This is a genomic window from Vibrio sp. 1CM23M (assembly GCF_023161755.1).
In the GTDB taxonomy this organism is placed as follows: Bacteria; Pseudomonadota; Gammaproteobacteria; order Enterobacterales; family Vibrionaceae; genus Vibrio; species Vibrio coralliirubri.
The window spans coordinates 791,531-817,655 of the sequence record NZ_JALNTR010000001.1 but is presented as its reverse complement, the minus strand read 5'-3'; the positions used below and the strand labels follow the sequence as shown (position 1 = coordinate 817,655).

Annotated in this window: 20 protein-coding genes; 13 read left to right on the top strand and 7 right to left on the bottom strand. The window is 46.1% G+C overall.

The features are described from left to right. Complete coding sequence (locus MSG35_RS03395) at positions 1–543, top strand: AAA family ATPase (RefSeq protein ID WP_248382813.1); 543 nt, start codon at positions 1–3, stop codon at positions 541–543. 121 nt (positions 544–664) lie between these two features. Here MSG35_RS03395 and MSG35_RS03390 read toward each other — a convergent pair whose 3' ends face one another. Both MSG35_RS03390 and MSG35_RS03385 read right to left on the bottom strand, forming a co-directional pair. Beyond that, the gene (locus tag MSG35_RS03390; protein ID WP_248382811.1) at positions 665–1,528 is read right to left on the bottom strand and encodes a MurR/RpiR family transcriptional regulator; all 864 of its coding nucleotides are present in this window, start codon (positions 1,526–1,528) and stop codon (positions 665–667) included. 202 nt (positions 1,529–1,730) lie between these two features. After that, positions 1,731–3,005 (bottom strand): amino acid deaminase, encoded by a 1,275-nt coding sequence (locus MSG35_RS03385; protein WP_248382809.1) that lies wholly within the window; start codon positions 3,003–3,005, stop codon positions 1,731–1,733. A gap of 176 nt (positions 3,006–3,181) precedes the next feature. On the opposite strand from MSG35_RS03385, the gene MSG35_RS03380 reads away from it, so the two are divergent. The 6 genes from MSG35_RS03380 to MSG35_RS03355 all read left to right on the top strand — a co-directional run bounded on the left by MSG35_RS03380 (position 3,182) and on the right by MSG35_RS03355 (position 11,109). Beyond that, complete coding sequence (locus MSG35_RS03380) at positions 3,182–4,615, top strand: D-aminoacylase (protein WP_059017843.1); 1,434 nt, start codon at positions 3,182–3,184, stop codon at positions 4,613–4,615. Positions 4,616–4,719: 104 nt separating this feature from the next. After that, positions 4,720–5,112 carry a RidA family protein gene (locus MSG35_RS03375; RefSeq protein ID WP_017065166.1) on the top strand — a complete coding sequence of 131 codons (393 nt, stop codon included), beginning with the start codon at positions 4,720–4,722 and terminating at the stop codon, positions 5,110–5,112. 207 nt (positions 5,113–5,319) lie between these two features. Then, entirely contained in the window at positions 5,320–6,834 is a 1,515-nt protein-coding gene (locus MSG35_RS03370; protein ID WP_081229195.1) for a sodium:solute symporter family protein, read from the top strand. 91 nt (positions 6,835–6,925) lie between these two features. Then, a complete protein-coding gene (locus tag MSG35_RS03365) occupies positions 6,926–7,873 on the top strand; it encodes a sugar kinase (protein ID WP_248382807.1) in 948 nt (315 codons plus the stop codon). A 14-nt stretch (positions 7,874–7,887) separates the two neighbouring features. Next, complete coding sequence (locus MSG35_RS03360) at positions 7,888–8,517, top strand: bifunctional 4-hydroxy-2-oxoglutarate aldolase/2-dehydro-3-deoxy-phosphogluconate aldolase (RefSeq protein ID WP_161750467.1); 630 nt, start codon at positions 7,888–7,890, stop codon at positions 8,515–8,517. Between the two features lie 141 nt (positions 8,518–8,658). Then, on the top strand, positions 8,659–11,109 hold the full coding sequence (locus tag MSG35_RS03355) for a family 20 glycosylhydrolase (protein WP_248382805.1): 2,451 nt from the start codon (positions 8,659–8,661) through the stop codon (positions 11,107–11,109). Positions 11,110–11,206: 97 nt separating this feature from the next. On the opposite strand, the gene MSG35_RS03350 is transcribed toward MSG35_RS03355, so the two are convergent. The 5 genes from MSG35_RS03350 to MSG35_RS03330 all read right to left on the bottom strand — a co-directional run bounded on the left by MSG35_RS03350 (position 11,207) and on the right by MSG35_RS03330 (position 18,303). Next, a complete protein-coding gene (locus MSG35_RS03350) occupies positions 11,207–12,763 on the bottom strand; it encodes a M28 family metallopeptidase (RefSeq protein ID WP_248382803.1) in 1,557 nt (518 codons plus the stop codon). A 160-nt stretch (positions 12,764–12,923) separates the two neighbouring features. Then, positions 12,924–15,293 carry a M4 family metallopeptidase gene (locus MSG35_RS03345; RefSeq protein WP_248382801.1) on the bottom strand — a complete coding sequence of 790 codons (2,370 nt, stop codon included), beginning with the start codon at positions 15,291–15,293 and terminating at the stop codon, positions 12,924–12,926. 573 nt (positions 15,294–15,866) lie between these two features. Continuing rightward, entirely contained in the window at positions 15,867–16,142 is a 276-nt protein-coding gene (locus MSG35_RS03340; protein WP_017065177.1) for a hypothetical protein, read from the bottom strand. A 100-nt stretch (positions 16,143–16,242) separates the two neighbouring features. Next, positions 16,243–17,562, bottom strand: coding sequence for an ATP-binding protein (locus tag MSG35_RS03335; protein ID WP_193841195.1), 1,320 nt, complete (start codon positions 17,560–17,562; stop codon positions 16,243–16,245). Positions 17,563–17,598: 36 nt separating this feature from the next. Further along, positions 17,599–18,303: a response regulator transcription factor gene (locus tag MSG35_RS03330; protein WP_065677243.1), complete on the bottom strand. Its 705-nt coding sequence runs from the start codon at positions 18,301–18,303 to the stop codon at positions 17,599–17,601. Positions 18,304–18,581: 278 nt separating this feature from the next. On the opposite strand from MSG35_RS03330, the gene MSG35_RS03325 reads away from it, so the two are divergent. The 6 genes from MSG35_RS03325 to choW all read left to right on the top strand — a co-directional run bounded on the left by MSG35_RS03325 (position 18,582) and on the right by choW (position 26,125). Further along, positions 18,582–19,691 (top strand): alpha/beta hydrolase, encoded by a 1,110-nt coding sequence (locus tag MSG35_RS03325; protein WP_248382799.1) that lies wholly within the window; start codon positions 18,582–18,584, stop codon positions 19,689–19,691. A gap of 431 nt (positions 19,692–20,122) precedes the next feature. Then, complete coding sequence (gene betI, locus MSG35_RS03320; protein ID WP_004732441.1) at positions 20,123–20,725, top strand: transcriptional regulator BetI; 603 nt, start codon at positions 20,123–20,125, stop codon at positions 20,723–20,725. Positions 20,726–20,850: 125 nt separating this feature from the next. Further along, entirely contained in the window at positions 20,851–22,311 is a 1,461-nt protein-coding gene (gene betB, locus MSG35_RS03315; RefSeq protein ID WP_248382797.1) for a betaine-aldehyde dehydrogenase, read from the top strand. Between the two features lie 72 nt (positions 22,312–22,383). Next, the gene (betA, locus tag MSG35_RS03310; RefSeq protein WP_248382795.1) at positions 22,384–24,096 is read left to right on the top strand and encodes a choline dehydrogenase; all 1,713 of its coding nucleotides are present in this window, start codon (positions 22,384–22,386) and stop codon (positions 24,094–24,096) included. A gap of 119 nt (positions 24,097–24,215) precedes the next feature. Continuing rightward, positions 24,216–25,187, top strand: coding sequence for a choline ABC transporter substrate-binding protein (locus MSG35_RS03305; RefSeq protein WP_048610016.1), 972 nt, complete (start codon positions 24,216–24,218; stop codon positions 25,185–25,187). 95 nt (positions 25,188–25,282) lie between these two features. Continuing rightward, positions 25,283–26,125 carry a choline ABC transporter permease subunit gene (gene choW / locus MSG35_RS03300; RefSeq protein ID WP_248382793.1) on the top strand — a complete coding sequence of 281 codons (843 nt, stop codon included), beginning with the start codon at positions 25,283–25,285 and terminating at the stop codon, positions 26,123–26,125.

Here is a 26,125-nt window from a genome sequence, read left to right as displayed (position 1 = left end):
TTGAACAATCTAATCGTGTTTACCGGTGGCCCGGGCTCAGGAAAAACCTCGGTTATCGATGCGTTGAAAAGTCGTGGCTATCGCTGCGCACCAGAGGTTGGGCGTAAAGTGATTCAACACCAAGTCGAGCGAAAAGGGAGTGCTTTGCCATGGTTAGATAAAGCGGCTTTTCGTGATGAAATGGTGCGAGAAGAGTTAGTTAATTACCAAGTATTTGAGGCAAGTGAACAACCCGTTTTCTTTGATAGGAGTATCGTAGATTCATACGGTTACAGCTTGTTGGAATCTTTGCCGATTTCTGAATCTCTGTTGAATCAATGCAATGAGCTTGAATACAACAGCAAGGTATTTATCTTCCCACCATGGGATTCGATTTTCATCAATGACGAAGAACGTAAACAAGATTTCGATGAAGCGATCGCCACTTACGAAAAGATGGTGACAACTTATACCCAGTTTGGTTATCAGCTGGTGGAAGTGCCCAAGCTATCTATTGAGGAAAGAGTCGAGTTTATCTTAGCTTCGTTTAATTCTGGCGAGTGACAGCCTGTAGCACACAAGTGAAAAAGCCCCGTAGTAACGACTCGATGGAGTGAATACTGCGGGGCTTTTTAATTCAGATTCTATTTTGATTTAGCTGCGACAAGCTTGGTGTCGGTAACGTTTAATCACCGAGAGGTTGTCGGTCGCCACCACCTCGGTAGGAGTCTAAAGCAACCTTCAAGCGGCGCAGTTTATCGCGCGAGCGGTTCTTGTGATTGACCGCCATACCCATAGAAAGCACATCCACTAACGCTAGCATTGCGTAGCGAGATGCCGATGGTTTGTAGATGAAATCAGTTTCCATGTGCTTAATTGGCAGAACAATATTGGCAATCTTTGCCAGTGGCGTGTCTTGCGGAGTAATTGCGATGATCTTAAGCCCATACTGCTTAGCCAGCTCTGCAGTTTCAGTGATCACGGGTGTAAAACCGGTCGCGGAGATCATCACCATGACATTATTGGCATCTGCTGTCGCAGCAACCATGCGTGACATTAAGCCATCGTTGTACGACACCACGGGGTAGCCCAATCGGAACAGTCGATGTTGCAGCTCTTGAGAGGCGATAGTCGAACCACCACCCATGCCGATAGCAATGATCTGTCTGGCGTTATGAAGCCAGCTGACTGCGGTTTCAACGTCTTGCTCTTTGAACAAGGTGCGGTTGATGTCTAGGCTCTGCTTGATCGATTCGTAGATACCTTGATAACCCGTTTGGTCAACCGGTTCGAGAATAAAACGCTGGCCAACTGTCAGTGTTTGAGCAAGCTTGATCTTCATATCACGTACGTTGCTGCAGCCGATAGCCTTAGCAAAACGTGTAATGGTGGCTTCACTCACTTGAGCGCTTTCAGCAAGCTCTGTGATGCTGGCATTGGCAGCAAAATCAATGTCGTCCATGATCAGCTTAGCGACTTTTTTCTCTGCATCACGAAGAGCGGGAAAACGCTCCGTTATCTGTGAAATGATATCTACTTCTAAACTCAAGAATCCTGATCCTTTGTTGATGGGGCTAATCGTTATTACCTAGTTATTAAGAATCTAGCTCGTAAGAAGCAAGCTCTTTAGCTCTTTAGCTTTTTAGCTTTTTAGTCATTTAGCCATTGAGCACTAATCCATTTAAAACTAAGCCTTAGCCCCGTTAGTATATCTTATTGTTTCGCTGATTCTAGCTTATTGAAAAATCGAACTAGAAGCAGGTTTCCACCCAGTTTGTTACCTGATGGTCGTCATCGCTGATGGCAATGTAGCGCCACTTATCGAAAGTTAAACACGGGTGTGAAGTTGAGAATGCAATCATGTCGCCCACTTCAATTTCAGAAGAACCGTCCGTTTCAACAAAGGTATGCTGATCCATCACGGCGGTCGCAGTCAGCCCTTTCACAGAGATAGCTTCGCCATTGCGATAGCCGCGTTCGGCAATAGGTAAACCCGCATCAAAGGCCACATCACGCTTGCCTAACCCAACCACTAATTTGGTAGGCTCCGGACGAGATATTACATACGCCCATACCTCAAGTGCTGATTCCAGATCTCCACCCAATTCACACGCGTAACCTTGGTTTACTTGGGCACGCTGTAACACTTTGCTTTGAGCGTCTAGGTAGATGCCTGTGTCGTGAATCGCGTAACAGCCAGGGCGGATGATCGCCAAGTAATCGGTTAGGTTCGCTAAACATTCTGCAACCACGTCATACCAAGCAGAGCCAGCACCCGTGATGATAGGTTGCCCTACAATTAGGCCATCTGATGTGAGGCTTTCGACCGAAGTCAGTGCCTGTTTTAAGAAGGTGCGAATGTCTTGTTCTGCGTTGTCACCGTGAATCACACCCTCATACACCTCAATACCCGCGAGCGAAAGGGCAGGTGTGTCTTGGATGGTTTGAGCCAGTTCTAGAACTTCTTGAGGTGAACGACAACCACAGCGACCACCCGGCACACCAAATTCGATCAGTACTTTTAGCGTCTGCTTTGTATTAGCGAAATATTGGCTAAGTTGCTGCACGTTTACCGATGAATCCACACAACAGTAAAAGTCGACATCAAATTCACTGATCAGCTGTTCAACGATCGCCATGTTGGTTTTACCCACCAACTGGTTGGCCATGATGATTCGTTTTGCACCCGCCATAGCAGCAACTTCTGCCTGTGCAGGCGTGGCTACTGTTATGCCCCAAGCGCCATTTTCTAGCTGTTGGCGAAAAAAATCAGGGGTCATTGATGTTTTGCCATGCGGTGACAATTTAACCTGATGGTGATCGGCGAATGATTGCATCCAATTTAGGTTATTGGTCAAGGCAGATTGTTTGATAATTGCTACCGGAAGCGAAATATCTTCATCAACCAGTCGGTAAATACCGTTCTCAGATTGTGATACTGCTCTCCCTTTTTGGCCTTTTTCAGTCAAGATGAAACTATCATTTTGATACTTTATAACATCTTTTTGTGCAGGGTTATGTTTCATTGCTGATTCCTAACATGATTTAAGTTGTTGTTATTTAATGTTTAAATATATATTCGATCTAATTTGTGGTAGAAACTATCACACAAATTAAAATATTGTGTGTGTTTTGTCACTGAAAATAATCGGCTGGATTCTTAATATAGCTCCATCAACACAGTGGATTGAGAGAGTGAAAAATGTTGTTCGATACGATAATCAAAAATGTAGAGGTGTTTGATGGCACCGGCGAACAATCGTTTTGTGCCGATGTAGCAATCCTTGATGGAAAAATCGCCGAAATTGGTCAAATCGATCACGAAGATTGTGGTCAGTTGGTCGAGGGAGCAGGCTTAGCATTGGCTCCTGGATTTATCGATGTACATACACATGATGATACCAACGTAATTCGTTACCCAGACTGCCTACCTAAGATCAGCCAAGGTGTGACAACCGTGATTGTTGGCAACTGTGGCATCAGCGCATCGCCAACGGTTTTGGCTGGTGATCCACCTGACCCAATGAATCTGTTAGGCGCGCAGGCTGATTTTAAATACCCAACTTTTGCGGCGTATGCACAAGCGGTAGAGCAAGCTCAACCCGCAGTAAACGTAGCAGCGTTGGTTGGCCACACCACACTGCGTAACCAAGTGATGGACGACCTGCAACGCACCGCAAGCGAAGACGAAATCGCAGCGATGCAAAGCAACCTTGATTTAGCGATGGCGCAAGGTGCATTAGGTTTGAGTTCAGGTCTGGCTTACGCAAGTGCGAAACAAGCGAATGCCAACGAAGTGATGCAGTTAGCAAAGGTACTGTCTAGCCACGGCGGCATCTATACCACGCATATGCGTACCGAATTTGAAGAGATCTTAAGCGCGATGGAAGAGGCGTTTGAGACAGGACAATACGCGAAAGTGCCAGTTGTCATCTCTCACCTTAAATGTGCAGGTGCGGGCAACTGGGGCAGAACCGTTGAAGTACTTGATTTGATGGACAAGGTTTCCGAGCACCAAGATGTGTCTTGTGACTGCTACCCATATTCAGCGAGCTCTTCAACACTGGATTTGAAACAGGTGACGGATGATTTCGACATCTTCATCACTTGGTCTGAAGCAAAGCCAGAACATGCAGGAAAAACGCTTAAGCAGATTGCTGATCAAATGAATCTACCCCTGATGGATGCGGCGAAAGCACTTCAACCAGCGGGTGCGGTGTATCACTGCATGGATGAGAACGACGTAAAGCGCGTTTTGAAATACAAGTTAACCATGGTCGGTTCTGACGGTTTGCCAAATGACCCGCATCCACACCCAAGACTGTGGGGCACCTTCCCGAAAGTATTGGGTCACTACTGCCGAGATGAAAAACTGTTCTCGTTGCCAGAAGCGATTCACAAGATGACCGGAATGTCGGCAGAGCGTTACAACTTAGCGGGCCGAGGCGAAGTTCGCTGCGGTGCATTTGCCGATTTAGTTTTATTTGATCCAAAGAATATTAAAGACACAGCAACATTTGAAAATCCTATTTCAGTTGCTGAGGGAATAGAAAGTGTATTTGTAAATGGTGAGTTAACTTACCAAAAAGGAAAAGTAAAAAATAATCGTTCAGGCGTTTTTATTTACCGAAACTAGATTCTAATTATCAAATTAAATTTACGGTGAATATAAAAATGACGAATTAATTTAAATATATTGGAACATAGCCAATATTATCTATAAAGAAGTGGAGTTAAAAAATGACTATTAAACGTTACGGTGTTGAAGGCGGTACAGGTACAGGCGGACAACATTTACCATTTGCACGCGCAACTGAAGCGGGTGGTTTCCTGTACGTTTCTGGCCAGACACCGATGACAGATGGTGAAGTGGTTGAGGGTGGCATTGTTGACCAGTCTCGCCTAGCGATCCAAAACTGTGTCGATATCATGACTGAAGCGGGCTACGGCCTAGAAGACGTAATGCATGTAAAGGTTGTGCTAACGGATTCTCGTTACTTCCAATCTTTTAATAAGGTATTCAAAGAGTTCTTCGGTGCTAACCCTCCGGCACGTATCTGCATGGTCTGTGACCTAGTGGTAGACGTGAAAGTTGAAGTAGATGTGACTTGCTACCGCGCTGATCGCGTTTAGTAATAACCTAATCACAATAACCTACTTAGAGAGTATTAGGGGGTAAGCATCCCTGTTATTATCCTTTAATACTCTCACCCTACATTTATAAAAATTACTTTAATTAAAAAATATACAAAACCAACAAAGTAATTATATGAAATATAAAATGAATGAATCATAAATAAAGTTCAGGAATGAACTTAATATTTCACTGAGAGGTGTCAAATGAACAGCACACTTTTTCTTACAGGCTTCGGCGTGTACGTATTATTTTTAATTTGGTTAGGCTGGTTTGTCTCGCGTAATCAAAAATCTGGCGAAGATTTCTTATTAGGCGGCCGTGGCCTGCCATTATTCTTAGTATTGGGTACAACCGTCGCGACTATGGTCGGCACGGGCTCAAGTATGGGTGCGGTTGGCTTCGGCTACGCGAATGGTTGGGCTGGTGCTCTGTACGGCATTGGCGGTGCTATCGGCATCCTATTGCTAGCCCTTTGGTTTGCTCCGGTTCGTAAACTGAACTTCATGACCATGAGTGAAGAGCTGGCTTACTACGTAGGTGCTAACCGAATCGTGAAAAACGTGGTTGGTCTGCTTATCTTTATCGCGTCGATCGGTTGGTTGGGTGCGCACATTCTAGGTGGCGGCATGTACCTAGCGTGGATTGCAGACATCGACCTTAACCTTGCGAAGATTATTATTGCTGCGGCATTCACTATCTACGTGGTGATCGGTGGTTACACTGCGGTTGTATGGACCGATACTATCCAAGCTATCATCCTTTTTGCTGGCTTCATCTTGATGGCGGTTATGTCTGTGGATCACATTGGTGGCATGGACAACCTTTACGCTGCGATGGATCCTGCTGCTACAAGCTTTTTAGCAATCGATAAACTGGGCATTCTGCCTGCTGTATCTCTGGCTGTGGTTATCGGTGTGGGTGTACTGGCGACGCCTTCATTCCGTCAACGTATCTACTCAGGCAAAGACGTTAAAACCATCCGTCGCTCATTTGTTGCATCGGGTGTGTTGTACCTTTTCTTCTCAATCATTCCTGCAATCATTGGTATGGCTGCACACGCAATCGACCCATCATTGGATAACCCGAACTACTCGTTCCCTTACGTAGCTGCAACGGTTCTTCCGGTTGGCGTTGGCATGATTGTTCTTATCGCGGGTCTTTCTGCAACCATGTCGAGCGCAAGCTCAGATGCGATTGCGGGCGTGTCTATCTTACTGCGTGACGTTTACGTGATGTTCACAGGTCGCGTACCAAACAAAGAGTCGATGCTGAACTACTCTCGCTTGGCACTGATTGTGGTGATTGGTTTTGCATTGCTGTTCGCACTGACGTCGAACGACATCATTGGCTACATCACTAAGATGATTTCAACCGTAATGTCGGGCATGTTCGTGTGCGGTATGTTGGGTAAATTCTGGAAACGCTACAACTGGCAAGGTGCGCTTGCAACGCTAGCAGGTGCTTCTGTGGCTTCATTTGTAGTGATGCTAAACGCTGACTACACAGCCTTCTGGGGCAACCCTGTGATTCCTTCATGTCTGTTTGCTCTAGCAGCAGGTGTGGCAGTGAGCCTATGCACTCCGGCTAATCAAGTAACACCAGAAATGGCGAAAGCGATTCTTGATGATGAACGCGCTCTGATGGAGATGGAAATGTCTGATTCAGGTGTAATTGAAGAAGAGGCTGCACCTCAACGCCCTGCAAATCAAACAAGCTAAATCTGGTCTCCACAACTTGTTTGCTTAATTCAGGCCCTGCTTAACGGTAGGGCCTTTTCTAAAGTCAATTATCTCTATTTTAGGAGCGGCTATGTCGGCATCTTCTCTGTTCAATATTGCTTTCTTCGGCGAATGTATGGTCGAAATAAGCGGCTCTCCATTAACCAAAAAATTTGGCGGTGACACGCTCAATACCGCGCTTTACCTTTCTCGCTTAACCCAACATCAAAACTTGTCCGTTCATTACGCGACGGGTTTAGGTAGCGATGAACTGTCTCAGAACATGATTGATAGTTGGCAGCTAGAAGGTATTCAAACCAATTTCGTCGAACGCATCCCAAACAAGCTGCCCGGTTTATACATGGTCGAAACCGATGAAACGGGTGAGCGACACTTTCACTACTGGCGCAACGATGCGGCAGTAAAATCTTACTTCCATGCTAATGACTTGAATAAGCTTGAAATCGCCCTGACAGAGAAGCAAGTCGACGCGGTTTACATCAGCGGTATCAGTATCGCGATCTTGGATGACGCCTCTCGTGAGCGCCTATTCAAAGCCATTAGCGTGTTCTCAAACCAAGGCGGAAAGGTGATTTTTGATAATAACTATCGCCCGCAACTTTGGAGCACCGAGCAAGCTCGACATTGGTATGCCAAGTTACTGCCGCTGGTGGACATCGCCTTGATTACCGAAGACGACGATCTGCTTGTCTGGGGGAACTTAGAGAGCGTTCAACAACGTTGCCTTCGTTTGGGTTGCCAAGAGATCGTCATCAAACGTGGCTGCGAGCCATGCAAGATTGTTCAAATTGAACAGGACGATATTGTTGAGAATTATGTTTCAGCGACACGTGTTTCTAACGTGGTCGACACCTGCGCGGCGGGCGATTCATTCGCCGCGGGTTATTTGGCAGCTCGCCTTATTGGTGAGAGTGCCACCGACGCAGCCGAACTTGGCCACCAACTGGCTTCAATCGTTATTCAATACTCTGGCGCCATCATCCCCGTGAGCGCTATGAGCCAACTGATTAAAAAATAAAAAGCGGAATTATTATGTCTCAAGAAATGATCAACACACTTAAGCAATTCAAAGTTATCCCTGTTATCCAAATCAACAAGGTTGAACACGCGATTCCACTGGCAAAAGTGTTGGTAGAAAACGGCCTACCCGTTGCTGAAGTTACATTCCGCACTGAAGCGGCAGCAGACGCGATTCGTGCGATGCGCGATGCGTATCCAGAGATGTGTATCGGTGCTGGCACAGTATTAACGCCAGCGCAGATTGACCTAGCGAAAGAGTCGGGCAGCGAATTCATTGTGGCTCCGGGCCTAAACCCAAACACCGTAAAGCGTTGCCAAGAAATCGGTATGCCAATCGTTCCGGGCGTAAACAATCCAAGCCAAGTCGAGCAAGCGCTAGAGCTTGGCCTTAACTTCTTGAAGTTCTTCCCTGCGGAAGCGTCTGGTGGCATCAACATGGTGAAATCTCTGCTAGCGCCATACGTTGATGTGTCTTTAATGCCAACGGGCGGTATCGGAAAACACAACGTTAATGACTACCTAGCCGTGGATCGCGTGGTGTGCTGTGGTGGCACGTGGATGGTATCGCCAAAGATGATCGAGAACGAACAATGGGACGAGATCGCGGTGTTGGTTCGTGAAGCGGTTGAGTTGGTTAGCTAATCATAAGTTTGTGAGCTCATTCGCTTTACACAGACGATAGGCTTTGAGATCACGATAAACAACAGCAGTGGCTGAAGGTTCTGTTTTGTGAATCGCCTCCGATAAACAAAACAGAACGTCCGTTATATAGGAAAACTAATAATGAAAAAAACTATATTGTCTCTATTGATTTCAGGTTCAGTAGTGTCCCCAATGGCGTTAGCAATGGCTCCGAATACCGATCTAAATTTAATGCCGTACCCACAAACAGTCGAGCTGCAAGCTGGGCAAGTTAAGGTCGACGGTAACTTCAAGGTTTACATCAAAGGCTTTAACTCTGATCGCGTTGAATACACTGCGAAACGCTTTATCGATCGCCTAGAGCGCCAAACTGGCGTGCCGATTCTAAACTGGCAGGTTGATAGCGCAGACGAAGCGAACCTGATCATTGATATCGACGCGGCGCCAAAGTCTGAAGTACAGAACATCGATTCTGTTGAGTCTTACAAAATTACCACTCAGGGTGATCAAATTACGCTGAGCTCACCAAGCCCATACGGCACTATTCACGGTATTGAAACCCTTTTACAACTCGTCGAAACGACAGCGACTGGCTACCATATTCCTGCCGTAACAATTGTCGATGAGCCTCGTTTCCGTTGGCGTGGTGTCTCTTATGATACCTCGCGTCATTTCATTGAATTCGATGTGCTGATTCGTCAGTTAGATGCGATGGCATCGGCGAAGATGAACGTTTTCCATTGGCACTTCTGGGACGACCAAGGTATTCGTATTCAAACGGAATCTTGGCCGCGTTTGTGGTCTGAAACCGCTGATGGTAATTACTACACCAAAGACCAAGTTCGTTATCTTGTTGAGTACGCTCGTAACCTTGGTATTCGTGTGATTCCAGAGGTGTCTCTTCCGGGTCACTCTTCTGCGGTTGCTTATGCTTACCCGCGCCTGATGTCGGGTGGTGAAGGCCAAAGCTATGAGCAAGAGCGTGGTTGGGGCGTGTTTGAGCCATTAATGGATCCATTGAATCCAGAGCTTTATGAAATGCTGGGCGATGTGTTTGATGAAGTGACCGAGCTGTTCCCAGATGAGTATTTCCATATTGGTGGCGATGAGCCGAACTACGCACAGTGGAAAAACAGCGAAAAGCATCAAAAGTTCATTGAAGAGAACAATATCGATGGCGAGCGCGGCTTGCAGTCTTACCTCAATGTAAAAGTTGAGAAGATGCTCGAAGAACGCGGTAAGAAGATGACCGGTTGGGATGAGATTTGGCATAAAGATTTGCCAACTTCGATCGTGATTCAAAGTTGGCAAGGGCACGACAGTATTGGTCAAGCGGCAAAAGAGGGCTACCCAGGTATCCTTTCTACGGGTTACTACCTAGATCAACCTCAGCCGACTAGCTACCACTATCGCAATGACCCAATGCCAATTGGCATAACGGTTGACGATAAGCTGCACAGTGGCGAGAAGTTCGTGACGTATCAATGGCAGAAACCTCGTTCTAAAGGCAGCCCACGTAAGGGAACGCTGACTATCATTGAAGCGAAAGACGGTACTTTCCGTGCGTTTAGTGATTACAACGGTAAGTCTCGCGAAGAGATCTACATTCTTGATTATGTGCCTGGTAAAACCTTTGTCGGTCACTTCGATAACTTCATGTCTTATACTGAATTCAACTTGAATCTGAATCCAAATGGGTTTGCTGAAGGCAGTTATCAGTTGATTGGTAACGTGCGCTGGCCAACCACAGGTGAAGTGATTGCGAGCAGTGATGTTGAAGGCAGCGTGATTCCAGAGCCAAATGGCGGTTACCCTGCTGAATTAACAGATAAAGAAAAAGAACTGATCTTAGGTGGTGAGATCACCATGTGGCTAGAGAACAAAGATAGCCTCACAGTAGAAAACTACCTATGGCCGCGTAGTTATGCCATTGCAGAGCGTTTCTGGTCTGATGCGGAATTGACGGACGAACGCAGCATGTACAAGCGTATGAAAGCGATGGATACATGGTCTGAAGTGTCTGTTGGACTTCGTCATCATGCGGACGCTGACATGCTGTTAAAACGTATTGCCAAAGGGCAGGATATCCACGACCTGCGCGTGCTTGCGAAGTACACCGAGCCAGCACAGTACTACGCACGTAACTGGGAGAAGTGGAACTCAACAGAGCCTAAAGGCACTTTGTACAGTCAGTACGAGCGCCTAAACCGCTTTGTTGATGCGCTGCTGGTGGAAAGCTACGCAGTGTATGAGATGCAAGATTTAGTCAATGAAGTCGCGACGGGTAATCAACAAGCGCTAGAGCAACTCGCTCAGCATTATCAGCAAGCAAAATCGGCTGCACTTGCCGCTGAAACTGTCTTTGCAGGTAATGTGTCTTCGGTAGAGACTGTGGTGGTTGCAGAGAAAACCGTTGAAGTCGCAGATTTAGCGTTAACCTTGATTGCTAAAGCGCAAGCAGGCGAAAAGGTGAGAGAAGCAGACGTGAATGCTTACCAAGCGATACTGTCTGACTCAGCGAAAATCTACGACGAATCGATCATCGCGATTGTTCGCCCAACAGAGCTACTGTTGAAGCAGCTAGCTGAGTAAGTCGCTAACTGATGAGCTGATAAGTCACACGCCAATAAGTGCATCAAAACCGCCCTCTGTGGGCGGTTTTTTGTTTTAGCCAGTCAGTCAATTAACTTTACAGCCAATCAGGGACGAAGTTAGCGACGATAGTGACATCACTAAAGTTACGGTAACCGCGCACCATGATGTTGAATTCACCCGCAGGTTCGTTCAATACACACTGTTCGTTGCTGCTGTTCTGGTATGGACGGCAGTCGTAGTTCGCTTTCGATACGGTGCCGTTGTGTTTCACATACAAGTCGGCATCGCCACTACGAGGGCCGGTCAAGGTTACGGTTAATTGACCTGCACTTTTCGTCGTAAATGTGAAGAATTGCTCTTCACCATATCCTGCAGTAAGTCCTTCAACAGGCACGTCATTTTGCAGCTCTTTAGGACCTGCAACAGGCGAATCAAGGCTGGTTTCTACTAGGTAAGCAATTGCCAACTTAGCGAACTTGGTCGCGTGTGTCGCCGTTGGATCTGAGTTTTCAAGCGTGTCGTGCTCTGTATGGATACTTGGGTTGTAATCATTGAACATGCTCTCGAATGGCATGGCTGCTGGGTAGCCAACATTGTGCCAAGAGGCGTGATCAGAACAGGCATAGCCGCAATCATCAAAACCGTAACTGATGTCGCTCGCGTAAGTGTCGATCAGCTCGCTTAAGTAGGCGGTGAGGTTGCTGTCGGTGTAGTCCGTGATGAAGGTGATATCGTGCGCAGAACCGTTGTAGTTGGTCATGTCTAATTGCAATACGGACACAACGTTGGCTTGCTCATCTCTTAAAGCGTTGGCGACATCTTGAGAACCACGTAGGCCCACTTCTTCTGCCGCATAACCATAAAACTTGATGGTCTTGTCTGGCTGAATACCACTGGCGATCATCAGGCGAAGCGACTCTGTTACCGTAGCAATGCCAGACGCATCATCATCAGCTCCCGGTGAGATTGTGCCTTCGCTTGTCCAAGAACCTACCGTTGAATCAAGATGGCCGCCAACCACCACGATCTCTTCAGGATATTTAGCACCAAGCAGTGTCACTTCAACGGATTTCTGCGGATATTCAGCATGCGCGATTTGGCGTGCAGACGCATACGGCACATCTTGAATTTCGGTTTTCCAGCGCTCTAAAAGCCAATCCGAAGCAGCGACACCAGTAGAAGTAGTATAAAAACGGTTGGTGAAGTTGGTTAGATTTTCGATGGTCGCGACCATGTTGTTCGGCTCGACCTGAGCGAGTAGATCGTTCACTGTGTCTTGATGGCTGATCACCGGCTTTTCGAAGGTGCTCATTGTCAGTGGCATCGCTGCGGCTTTGAGTGCGCTTACTTTGTCTTCGTGCACCATGTAGCCACCACAACGGTGGGTTTCTTCGTGCATGTGGCTAGAGAGTTTCGCCAGCTCTTTCTGGTTGATTTTCGCGACGATGGAATGCTTGTTTCCAGTCACGCTTGGATAAACCGTTGCGCCATGCTGAGTCATTATATGCTGTGCGTCAGCATCGGTGGTGATCCAAACTTCTTCGTTCGCTGGTGGTGTGATGCCTAGTGATGCGTAAGCCGAAGTACTGTTGATTAAGGCTAAAGAACCTCCGAGTACAGCCAAAGCTAGCATGCTTTTTTGAATAGCCATTTGTCGTCCTTTTTATGGTGAGTCTTGTTATGTTGATGGGGGTGATTTTTGTGTAATACGTGGTTTTTTCATGTAGGCGTTTCATTAGCTCATTAGCTCATTAGCCAAGTAGCTCAATCGCGAGAAGGGCTCCCATAAGGAGCCCTGAATCTACTTTCGATTATTGAGTTTTAATGAAACGGTAGTGCTTGGTTTCTGAACAGATATCGCTTGAGGTACACACTTGGTACTCCACATCGACTGTGCCGTTGTGACGGAACTTGTCGACGTATGAGTTAAAGTCTGTCGCACCAACATTCTTGCCATTACGCTTAATCACGAAGTAGTCATTGGTGTCGTAATCCCATGCCAGCTTAACGCGAGCTTTGCCATTCGGGTTTTTGTTACCAAACTTCAGTTTTAATGGGAAGCCTTCCGCTGAGTCACCTTCAATCGTGATCGACTTGCTGGTTGATGTTGCAACGCCTGCATCGTCAGTCACTGTTAGCGTTACCACGTAGTCGCCAGCTTCAGCGTAGGTATAACGAGTCACTTCACCTGTTTGCGTGTTGCCATCGCCTAGATTCCATTGGTAAGAGACGATTTGACCATCGCTGTCTGCACTTGTGCTGCGTAGCTCGACTTCTTTACCGACAATCGTGTGTTCGAAAGAAGAGACGGGTGGCACGTTAGCGCTGCCAGATTCGTACGATGCTGTTAGGTTTGCACCTGTGTAATCTGAGTAACCTAAAACGTTAACCGTGTAACGACCTGCGGTTGGGTTTTCAATCACACACACTTCATCGGTCACGGTTTCGCTCTTACAGATATTATCTTGAGAGCTTGGCGCATAATCTAGGCCGACATAAATATCTGGGTCACCCGTAGACACAGCAAGATCAATCGTCAGCTTCTCTTGGCCTGATGGTACTTCGATATCAAAGTAAGTTTTCGAACCTGTTTCACCAGCAACTGCGACTTCAACACCATTTTCAAGGCGTTGGTATTCCGGCTCTGGTGGAAGTGGTGGTTCGCCACACGGTGACACGCCCACTAAGTTGAACGCGGAAACAACATCATCAGCACTGTAGCCAAGGTCGGTTGCAGAGTTTTTCACGCCACAAGCGCCCTGCCAAAAGTCACTGTTTTCAGACCAGTAGATCTGGTTGGCTAGCACGAACAGTTCGAACGCTTTCTTGGTGTCCCAACCTTGTGTGGTTGCAAGATGGTAGAACGCCTTGTTGAACACGCCAGAGCTGTAGTGCACGTTTAAGCCATCGTAGTACTCAGATGCATTGTTGATTGAAGAGCCATCGCGTGATGGATCGTCCATGTAACGCAGCGCACCTTCGCCTTTAAAGATATTGCGCCCGACCATCCAGTCGTTGGTGCCTTTCATGTAGTATTCTGCGGCTTCACCTGCCATGTCAGAAAAGGCTTCGTTCATACCGCCGGATTGGTTTGCGTATATCAAACCTGAGTTTTGCTCAGTGAAACCGTGGCTCACTTCATGGGCTGATACATCTAGGCTAACAAGCGGGTAAAAGAAGCTTTCACCATCGCCAAAGGTCATGGCTCTGCCATCCCAAAAAGCATTCTCGTAGTTTTCACCGTAGTGAACACGCATCATGAGTTTGAAAGAGAGTGGCGCTGTGTCGAACCAGTTTTTATACATGTCGAACACAATGTTACCGAAGTAATGGGCATCGTTGAGTGGCGAGAACGCGCCGTTCACGGCTTTATATTCGTTACGAGGACATTCATAGCTGTAAGTGGTATCGCCGTCGGTCGCGCCATTTAGGTCAACGGTAACGACATTTTCAGACTCCATTACACATTCTGTGCCCACTTCTTGAACATCAAGGTAGTGGTAGTCGGTGCCGTATTCGTACATGCCTGTTTTTTCGTTGCCACCAGGGCCAGTACCGATCTGAGCATGGGCAATACCTTCCCAGCGGTCGATGACTTCACCTGTGTGCGCGTCTAGCATGGTGAACGGTCGAGTCGGCTGTTCACTGCCTTCTACTAGGTAAGAGACAACGTACACTAGTCGTGTTTTATCTACGCTTTGCTGTCCGATGCCTTGCTTCACAGAGCCTTGATAGATAAATAGCTGATGTTGAACGTTGTCTAGAGATTTGCTGGTTAAGCCTTGAGTCTTTAGATCTTTACTTGCGAGTTCAACCGCTTGAGTGCTGTTGATTGATGGCTTAACAAAAGATCGCTCTAAGGTCGTTGTTTTAAGGTAGCTCCCTTGAACCGACTTTAACGCCCCACCTTGTGCACTTTGGGTGGCATTTAGGTAATGTCCCCATACCGGGGTACCCCAGATGTTCTGCTGGATCTTAACTTTATAGATACCACGCTTTTTCAGGTTTACTTCTTTGACCATCTTGAAGCTAGAGGCGTTACTGACTCCTAACTGAGCGTTTAACCCAGAGAAGTTAGTAAAGTTGATCGGTTGATCGATTTGAACGGATTCACTTGCATGCACTGACAAAGACATAGCACTGGCTATAGCAACGGCAACTAAACGCTTTCTTATTTTCATTGTTGTTTTCTCTTTCCATGTAAAATCCAAGAAAACGTAACAAATTAATCACAGCGAATTTACATCATTCGATCTGATTAATTAGTAGCATGGCAACGATCTCTTTTATTCATGAAACTTATATTTCTCGTATTTACAGATAGTTATCATTTCTGTTTATTTTTGAACGCACCCATATGTTTTATTTATAAAATCGTGACACTTTTATTAAGTGTTAATTTCTCTTGGAAATTAAGATTTTCGAGTAAATTGATCTGTGCCTCAATTAACGGATTTTGGGTTGATAGAAGGATCAACGATTTGAAAGTGTCACTTTAAGCAGAAGGCCATTTAGCGAATTTAGGGGCAATTTTGATAAGAAATCGAAGACTTTTCGGCTTATTTTTCGAATTGTTAGTTAAAAGAGGGAAGGGGAATCGGGCACTTGTTTGGCACAGAGCACAAAATCTGCTGGATGAAAAAAGCCAGCGACGGGTCACTGGCTTAGATTAACTTAGTTTGTGCAGGCTACTGAATATAGGTAGGCAACTGCGACACTTAATTATGGTACGTGGCTAACGTCACTATAGCGAATTACTGCTTTTTACCGCCAACTTGTACGTAGTCGATACCGATAATACGGTTGATGATACCCAGAACAGAGCTCGTATCAGAGTTTGTTGAGCGAATCGTATCAACCGTTGCACCTTCAGGTACTAATTCCATTGCGCGGTCTTGAGTATTACCTGGAACTTGGAAACCGACAATGTTGAAGCTTTCAGCGTGCGCTGTGTAAACTTCTTCATTGTGGCTAATACCAGAACAACCCGCTAGAGAAACAATGCCTAAAACGACTAATAACTTTTTCATACAAACACCTTAAGAAAGATTGGAATTTAGATTCAATAAGTTCATTGGGAGACAGCATCTCCCGACCGATGTTGAACATTATTCCAGAGGTGTTTTGTAGTTACTGTATGGGTTTGTCAGCTGAATCATTACATAGCTGAATGGTTATGGTGAATACCGCACCCTTTAAGGTCTGGCTCTGACCTACCTCCACGGTTGCGTTGTGTTGAGTACAGATCTTCTCAACGATAGAAAGCCCTAAACCATGGCCGCTCTTGGCTTTGTTACGCGCTTTGTCGCCAACGTAAAACGGTTCAAACAGGTGAGCTTGATGCTCCTTTGCCACGCCATCACCATCATCATGCACCGCGATCTGTAGCTTATCTTGATGCACGCTTGCTTCAATTGACACTTGCGAACGTGCGAATTTCATTGCGTTACGAACGAGGTTATCTAGTGCTCGGTTGAGTAGCGTTTCATCTGCCATTATCGAGCTAGGTTGCTCTGGCAGTGATAGGTCGATGCTGAGCTGCGTGTCCTTGTTCCAACGCGTCATTGCGTGGTCGAGAAAGTCTCGAATCTCTAATGGTTGTTGTAAGTTTTCTAGGTCAGTGCTATCGAGTTTGGCGTAATACAATAGCTCATCGACCATCTTTTCCATCTCTTCCGTGTCTTCGACAATACTCTCTATCGTGCTCTCTTGTTCTGCGTTTAGCTGGGTGTCTTTCAACATTTCAGCTTGCCACTGAATACGGAATATTGGCGTGCGCAGTTCATGAGCGACAGCATTAGTGAGTGAGCGATTACTTTCTACTAAGCGATGAATTCGATCGGCCATTAGGTTGAAGGATTTGTTCAGTGAACCAATCGCAATACCACTTGAAGTCTCGGCTCGTGTCGAGAGATCCCCTTCCGCAAAACGCAGAGTGGCCGCCTCTAGCTTTTTAACTCGGCGGAAGATAATAAATAGATGACATAAGCCATATAAGATAAAGCTAGCTAAAAAGAACAACCAAATGAGGTCATCCTCCAACTCTATTTTTTGCCTAACGAACGCTTCACTGTTGGGGAGGTAGTGATAGGTATTGTCACTGCTTGTTAAGCGAAACCATAGGTCACGTTCATCATCGTGAAAAACAAAGGTATTCGGGTTAGTGCTGAAGAACTCTGAAACGGGACTAGGTATTTCATCGTCTGGGCTGAATGTAACCAATTTATTTCGTGTGGTTTCTACAAACTGGTTTATCGCTTGATGGGCCGCTTCAAGGCCTTGATTTTTAGCGATATTCTCGATCAATTGCTGGTGGGCAGCCGCTTCGTAATCTTCCAGTACATATTCGTAGTCGGTATTGAGCTGGTAGACGCTAATCTCGTAGGCGACAAGGCCGGCCATAAAGCAAACTAACAGCCCTATTAAGGACTCCAAAAAGATACGTCGCATAATCGCTCTCTTTTATTACGCTCGTATTGAGCGAGGTTAACGCCAGGCGGTCGAAACAAATAAGTAACCCTTCCCGCGAATGGTCTGAATTTTCTCTGCTGGTGTGTGGTCGTCGCCAAGAATCTTTCTTAGGCGCACTATTTTATTATCAATCGTTCGATCGATTCCGTCGTACTCAATACCACGTAGCGTTTGTGTCAAATAGTCACGTGATAGCGGAGTATCAGGGTTACTCGCTAATAACCACAACAGGTCAAATTCGCTGTCAGTTAGTGATAAAACGGCACCTGAAAGTTCACACTTCTTATAGGTGTTTTTCAGAACCAGTTGATCAAACTGAAGGTTGTCTGAGTCATCGACTGAAGCTGTATTGGTGTCTTGGCGGCGTAATAGTGAACGAACTCTGGCCAGCAGAACTCTTGGTTTGATTGGCTTGGTGACATAGTCATCAGCGCCTGTCTCTAAGCCTGCAACGTGGTCGAAATCATCATCGCTGGCGGTGAGCATTAAAATCTTACCTTTAAAGAGCGTGCGCGTCTGTCGGCATATTGTCAGTCCATCGGTTACAGGGAGCATTAAATCCAACAACACGATATCAGGCTGTTCGGCAAGGATGGTCTGTGCGGCATCACTGCCATCATCGAGTGTGGAAACATCAAAGTCCTGCGTAACAAAGTAATCCTTTAGCATTCGCTGAAGTTTCAAATCGTCTTCTACGATGATCATTTTAGGTTTTGTCATTCCATTCTCAGCCTTATCGTGTGTTTCATTTATTGAGATTACGTGAGGGAGCCTTTTTGAGTATCTAGTTATTGTGGCATACCCAATTCACAGGCCTTACGTAAAATACCTAATGCGAATGATTAAACACTTTATAAGTTAGTTCAATGATGAATTGGCATTTATAGGAAAATAAAAAACATTGTTCAAATAGGTTCGACATTCTCATACATTCTCACGACAGATAAATTCAGCGCTAAATAATAGAATTTTCCAATCAAACATTTTGGGAATGACGCATGAATAACTATAGAAAAACGTTACTGGCACTGCCCTTGATTATTTTAGCTGGGTGTAATTCAAGCTCCAACTCGAGTAAATCGGCAGGTAACGCGGCGACTAAAGCACAAGTGAAACCTAAGGCGGATTACGTATTTTCATCATCGAAACTGGGTGAGTTGTATAAAGAGCGACAAGAGGTTCAAGAAGCCATAAAACTTGATTACAACGGTGTGCAGTATGAAACCGTTTTGTTTGCGGAAGATATTAGTGATAAGCAAAAAGTGGTTAGGCTTGCGAATAGTTTAGGTCAAAGTGTGGATCTGTACCTCCCTGATGCAGGGTTTGATAGCTGCGGTATCTACACAGAGAGCAAGGGTTTGGACGTGTTTGATTGTGGTGCGGCTCAACGCTCAATCGGCAATGACACCACGTTAATTAACACGACGACGAATACTCATAAACCGGTCGAGCTTGAGTATCACAATGAATTGATTCAATACGTGACTAGCCTTGGGTCTACCATTTTGAGTAAATCTAAAAGTGGCAACAAGGTAACCATCACTACATCGTTTGCTTTCAACGCTTTTTACCGTGATGTGCTCAACGAGACTGGCGCTGTTGATCGAATTCGGTCGACTCTGGGTGCATCAACCTATTCTCAGCTTTTTGATATCGTGAAATTGTATCGAGGCAGCGAGATGACATTGAAGTTTGCTAACCATATTGGTGGCAGCGCTGATGACGATATCAATATGTACACCGGGCGCATGATCCACAGTAACAACATGACGACGATCGTAACACCTACGGGGTCGGTGTTCTCTGGCGGCACGGATCTGTTCGCGGCGGGTAACCCACGAGTTTTGCAACGCGCTGATACCACCAAAGCTATTGAGCTGAATAAACAGGTGGGTGTGCACAGTTGGGCTGAGGGTGATAAAACGGCTAAAGAATTCCCATACACCAACGAAAGTCATCGCCAACAAGCGACCTACTTTAAAAAGGTAATGGGAGACAAAGGAATCGACTTCTATATATTCACTTTAGATTCTGCTCCGGCTTCTGGCGAACACTGGGTGACTAAGGCCGATTCAGATAAATACGGTTTTATTACACGTATTGAGTAGCTTAGGCTCGAATTAAAGTTAGTAACAACTAGAGAAGGTTGGTGATGACATTGTTGTCACCAACCTTTTTTGTTCATTTTTTGATTCGTTACCTGTGTTGATTGTGGATTTCCTTGTCTTAAATTTCAGTATGAAAATTCCTTGATACTTCCTTTCCACTCCCTCCCCAAAAAGTTTCTACAAGGACTCTCACTGATTGATTTTTGAACTTTTCAAGCAAAAACATTTGACCAATAACTATCACACCTCAAATCTTTAATTGTTTTCGTTAGTGCTCTAAATGATATTTAATTTATTGTTTTATAATGGTTTTTGTTGTTTTGAATGCTGTGTTGTTACGAGTTTGCTTTAAATAATCATTTGAACCCTAACTAAATTTCTGTCATTTTATATTTAACTGAACGTTCAATATAAAATAAAAGGACTGAGAAATGCCGAAGGTTGGGATGCCTGATATACGTAAACCACAGCTTGTTCAAGCCACCATGACGGTGATTGATCGAGTGGGTTTGCATGCCGCGAGTATTGCGTTGATCAGCAAAGAAGCGGGAGTCTCCACTGGCATTATTAATCACTATTTTGGCGGGAAGCATGGGCTGCTCGAAGAGACCATGCGTGAAATCCTTCGCCAACTTTCCAATACCATCACGACTTCACTAAAAGCACTTCCTGTTGATGCTCACCAACAGAGAATTAACGCGATCATCGATGGTAACTTCGAAGGTTACCAAGCAGAAAATAAGGTCGCGAAGGCGTGGTTGGCATTTTGGTCATATTCAATGCATGACGAGCAGCTGAAAAGACTGCAACGTGTGAATGAAAAACGTTTGATTTCACACTTACGTCTTGAGTTGAAAGGTATTTTGAATCATGAACAAGCGGATCTCGTTGCTCACGGGATTGCGTCTCTGATTGATGGTTTGTGGCTGAGAGGCACACTAAACCCAGATGGTATCGATGCTCAAAAGGCGCGAGCTATCATCAATGATTATCTAGATAAACAACTTACGTTCTACTCGTGTCACAGCAAATAGATCGCAGTGGTAGCGTTAGACCTTGAGCTAGACCTAGAGCAAGAACTAGAACGACCACTATTTACACCCAATACTCACATATAGACCAGTAGAGTCTAATAACAATAATTAAGTCAGAATCTCAAATGGAAATGAACTCGTTATACATCGATGGCGCAGCGGTTAAAGCAACCTCTGGTGAAACCTTTGATAGCATTAACCCTGCCAACGGTGAACCTATCGCGACGTTAGGCCAAGCATCTTCAGCAGATGTCGACAGTGCTATTGAATCTGCGAAACGCGGGTTTGCGGTATGGTCTGCAATGACCGCTGTGGAACGCAGCCGCATTCTGTTGAAGGCAGTGGAAATACTTAGAACTCGAAATGATGACCTTGCAAACCTTGAGGTTGTTGATACGGGCAAGCCGCTGCAAGAAGCGATTGAAGTGGATGTGGCGTCTGGCGCTGATGTTATTGAATACTTTGCTGGCTTGGCACCAACGCTACAAGGCGACCAACAACCGCTGAGCGAATCTCAATTTTTCTACACTCGCCGCGAGCCGCTAGGCATCTGTGCGGGCATTGGTGCGTGGAACTACCCTATCCAAATCGCGATGTGGAAATCGGCTCCGGCATTAGCTGCGGGTAACGCGATGATTTTCAAGCCTTCAGAAGAAACGCCGCTAACGGCGCTCAAGCTTGCTGAGATATTTACCGAAGCTGGTCTTCCTGATGGCGTGTTCAACGTGGTTCAGGGCGATTACCGTGTTGGTCAGATGCTAACGGCGCACCCAGATATCGCGAAAGTATCGTTCACGGGCGAAACCGGTACCGGTAAAGCGGTAATGGCAGACAGCGCTAAGACGCTGAAATCAGTCACCATGGAACTTGGCGGCAAGTCACCGATGATCGTGTTTGATGATGCGAAATTGGATGATGCAGTGTCAGCTTCGATGGTCGCAAACTTCTACACTCAAGGCGAAGTGTGTACTAACGGTACTCGTGTTTATGTACATGAAAACATCTACAACGCATTCATCGACCAACTTAAGACTCGCACTGAGAAGCTGATCATTGGTAACCCAATGGATATGGAGACTCAGATCGGCGCGTTGATTTCTAAAGAACACCTTTCAAAAGTCCTTGAAGCAATTGAGCTAGCTAAACAGTCGGGCGCAACCCTGCTGACGGGCGGCTATCAAGTGACAGACAACGGCCTCGAAAATGGTAATTTTGTTATCCCAACCGTGTTTGTGGATTGCGAAGACAACATGCCTCACGTTCAACAAGAGATCTTTGGCCCTGTGATGTCAGTGTTGAAGTTTACCGACGAAGACGATGTGATTCGCCGTGCAAACGACACCAAATACGGCCTTGCGGCTGGTGTGTTCACGCAAAACCTTTCTCGTGCGCACCGTGTTATTCATCAAATGCAGGCAGGTATTTGTTGGGTGAACACGTGGGGCGACTCACCAGCAGAAATGCCGGTTGGTGGTTACAAGCTTTCGGGTGTTGGCCGTGAAAATGGACCAGAAACTCTACTTCACTATACGCAGACTAAGAGCATTCTTATTGAACTTGGCGACTACGCCAGCCCTTATGCCTAACGCGTAACATTCAATTTTATGGGTTAGCTTAACAGAGCTAGCCCTACTGACTCATCTCAGGGAAATCAAAACATGGAACAACGCTACGATTATATTATCGTCGGCGCGGGTTCGGCCGGCTGTGTGTTAGCGGATAGGCTAACGGAAAGCGGTGAACATAGCGTTTTATTACTGGAAGCTGGTGGAACGGATAAGAGTATTTTTATCCAGATGCCAACCGCGCTTTCTTACCCAATGAATACTGAAAAGTACGCTTGGCAATTTGAAACAGAGCAAGAACCGGGCCTTGATGGACGCGAACTGCACTGCCCACGTGGCAAAGTGTTAGGCGGCAGCTCATCAATTAACGGCATGGTTTATGTTCGTGGCCACGCGTGTGATTTTGACCAATGGGAAGAAGAGGGCGCAGCGGGTTGGAACTACCAAGCATGCTTACCTTACTTCCGCCGTGCTGAATCATGGAACAAAGGCGGTGATGAATACCGTGGTGACAATGGCCCTGTCGGCACTTGTAACGGTAACGATATGGAGCTCAACCCGCTTTACCAAGCATTCATCGATGCAGGTAAAGATGCCGGTTACCCAGAAACCAACGATTACAACGGCTACCAGCAAGAAGGCTTCGGCACTATGCATATGACGGTAGACAAGGGTGTTAGAGCCTCAACCTCTAACGCTTATCTACGCCGTGCTTTGAAGCGTTCAAACCTGACCTTGAAGAAAGGTATCGTGGCGCGTCGTTTCCTACTTGAAACACAAGACTCAGAAGGTCTATCGGGCTTGAAAGCGGTCGGTGTCGAGTTTGAAAAGTCAGGCAATACCCAAGTGGCTGTGGCGAACAAAGAAGTGATCTCTTCTGCGGGTTCTATTGGCTCGGTTCAACTGCTGCAACTTTCTGGTATCGGCCCGAAAGCGGTGCTTGAAAAGGCCGGCGTTGAAGTTAAACATGAACTAAGCGGTGTCGGTGAAAACCTTCAAGATCACTTAGAAGTGTACTTCCAATATCACTGCAACGAACCGATCACGCTCAACAGTAAGCTTGGCTTGGTCAGCAAGGGCATGATTGGCGCGGAATGGATTCTGACTCGCAAAGGCCTTGGTGCCACTAACCACTTTGAATCGTGCGCGTTCATTCGTTCTCGCAAAGGATTGAAGTGGCCAAACATTCAATATCACTTCCTGCCAGCAGCGATGCGTTACGACGGACAAGCGGCCTTTGATGGTCACGGTTTCCAAGTACACGTTGGGCCTAATAAGCCAGAGAGTCGCGGTACGGTTGCGATCACTTCTGCTGATCCGCATGCCAAGCCAGAGATCATTTTCAACTACATCTCGACTGAGCAAGACCGCCAAGATTGGCGCGATTGTATTCGTCTGACGCGTGAAATTTTGTCGCAACCTGCGATGGATGTGTACCGAGGCGAAGAGATTCAGCCGGGTCTAAGTGTGACTTCTGATGAAGCAATCGACGAATGGGTTAAGCAGAACGTGGAAAGTGCGTATCACCCTTCATGTGGCTGCAAAATGGGCGCTGATGATGATCCAATGGCAGTGCTTGATGAAGAGTGTCGCGTTCGCGGTATCGACAGCTTACGTGTTGTTGATTCGTCGGTTTTCCCAGTTATTCCAAACGGCAACCTGAACGCCCCGACCATTATGGTGGCTGAGCGTGCTTCCGATTTGATTTTGGGTAAGCCAATGCTCAAAGAGCAGGACGTTCCAGTGTGGATTGCACCTGAATGGCAAGAGAAGCAAAGAATCAATAAACCAGTAAGAGAAGCGTAAGCCTCTGTTATTGAGATAAAAATAATAAAAAGTAACAACCAAAATTAGTCAAAAGTCAGCAAAACTGCCCTGATTAGTATGAGTTAGGGCAGAAAAAGGAAAGATAAAAAGGAATCATTATGACGACTCAACATAAACAAACCGCTACAAAAAAGGTATTAGCAACATTAGCCATCAGTTCATTTGCATTTGGTGCTAACGCTTCTATTGAACCACAGCAATGTGAAAACGTCCGCTTCGCTGATGTAGGCTGGACTGACATTACCGCAACAACCGCCGTTACTTCTGAACTATTAAAAGGCCTTGGTTACAAAACCAAAACCGACCTACTTTCAGTACCGGTGACATACTCTTCAATGGCGAACGGCGATATTGACGTATTCCTAGGCAACTGGATGCCAACCATGGAAGGCGATATTGCTAAGTACCGTGAAGCGGGCACGGTTGAAACCGTTCGTGCCAACCTTGAAGGCGCAAAATACACGCTAGCCGTACCAAAATACGTGTACGACTCAGGTGTAAAAAGCTTCGCCGACCTAGCAAAACATGCCGACAAATTTAAAGACCGCATCTATGGCATCGAGCCGGGTAACGACGGTAACCGCCTAATACAATCAATGATTGATTCAGACGCGTTTGGCTTGAAAGATTTCAGCCTAGTGGAATCAAGCGAAGCGGGCATGGTGTCTCAAGTGTCACGCGCAGCACGCCGTAGCCAATGGATTGTTTACCTTGGTTGGGCTCCGCACCCGATGAACAGCAATGTTGAGATGGAATACCTTTCAGGCGGTGACGACTTCTTCGGCCCTAACTACGGTGGCGCGAATGTTTACACCAACGTTCGTTCAAACTACCTGTCTGAGTGTGCAAACGTCGGTCAACTTCTACAAAACCTAGAATTCACTCTAGAGATGGAAAACCAGTTGATGGAAGAGATTCTTAACCAAAAAGTGAAGCCAGAAAAAGCGGCTCAACAATGGTTGAACAACAACCCTCAACAAGTTGAAGCTTGGTTAGACAACGTAAAAACGCATAAAGGTGAATCAGCGACTCAAGCCGTTACTGAATACCTAAAGCAAGTTAAAGCTTAGTTCTACCTATCTCAACAGCTACATAAATAATAAAGGTGGGCTTGCCAATTTATCGATTGGTTTGAAGTAGCCCACCCATAATAAAAGGCAATATTGTGAATTTTATTACGGAAAACAAAATCCCTGTCGGACAGTGGATGGAAGCGGGTGTTGATTGGCTAACAATCAATGCAGCAGGATTCTTTGACGCTATTTCGATTTTTCTAGAAACCGTCATTATGTTTTTAGTCGACGTATTTAAGTGGATGCCGCCTGCACTGCCAATCGTGATTACTGCTGCGATTGCATGGTACTTACACCGTAAACCTTCGCTAGTGATCTTTGTGGTCGCGGCACTGCTGACTATTCTTAACCTCGGCTACTGGCAAGAAATGCTGGAAACCTTTGTTCTCGTCTTTGCGGCGACAACGATTTCCGTATTAATTGGCGTACCGGTTGGCATCATGGCAGCGCATCGTCCTTGGCTCTATACGATGTTGCGCCCAATTCTCGATTTAATGCAGACCGTTCCAACTTTCGTTTATCTGATTCCAACTCTGGTTCTATTCGGCTTGGGCATCGTTCCTGGCTTAATCTCGACCATTATTTTCGCGATAGCTGCGCCGATTCGTTTGACTTGTTTAGGGGTAACGAAAGTCCCTGAAGAGCTGATTGAAGCGGGGAAAGCCTTTGGTGCAAGTCGCATGAAGTTGCTATTGAAAGTAGAACTGCCAGCGGCTCTGCCAAGCATCATGGCGGGTGTCACCCAATGTATTATGTTGTCGCTTTCGATGGTGGTTATCGCCGCTCTTGTTGGTGCTGACGGGCTTGGTAAACCTGTTGTTCGTGCATTGAACACAGTGAACATCTCACAAGGTTTTGAAGCCGGGTTAGCGATTGTTTTAGTCGCAATCATCCTTGACCGCTTGTGCAAAACACCAAACCAGAAGGAAGCTTAA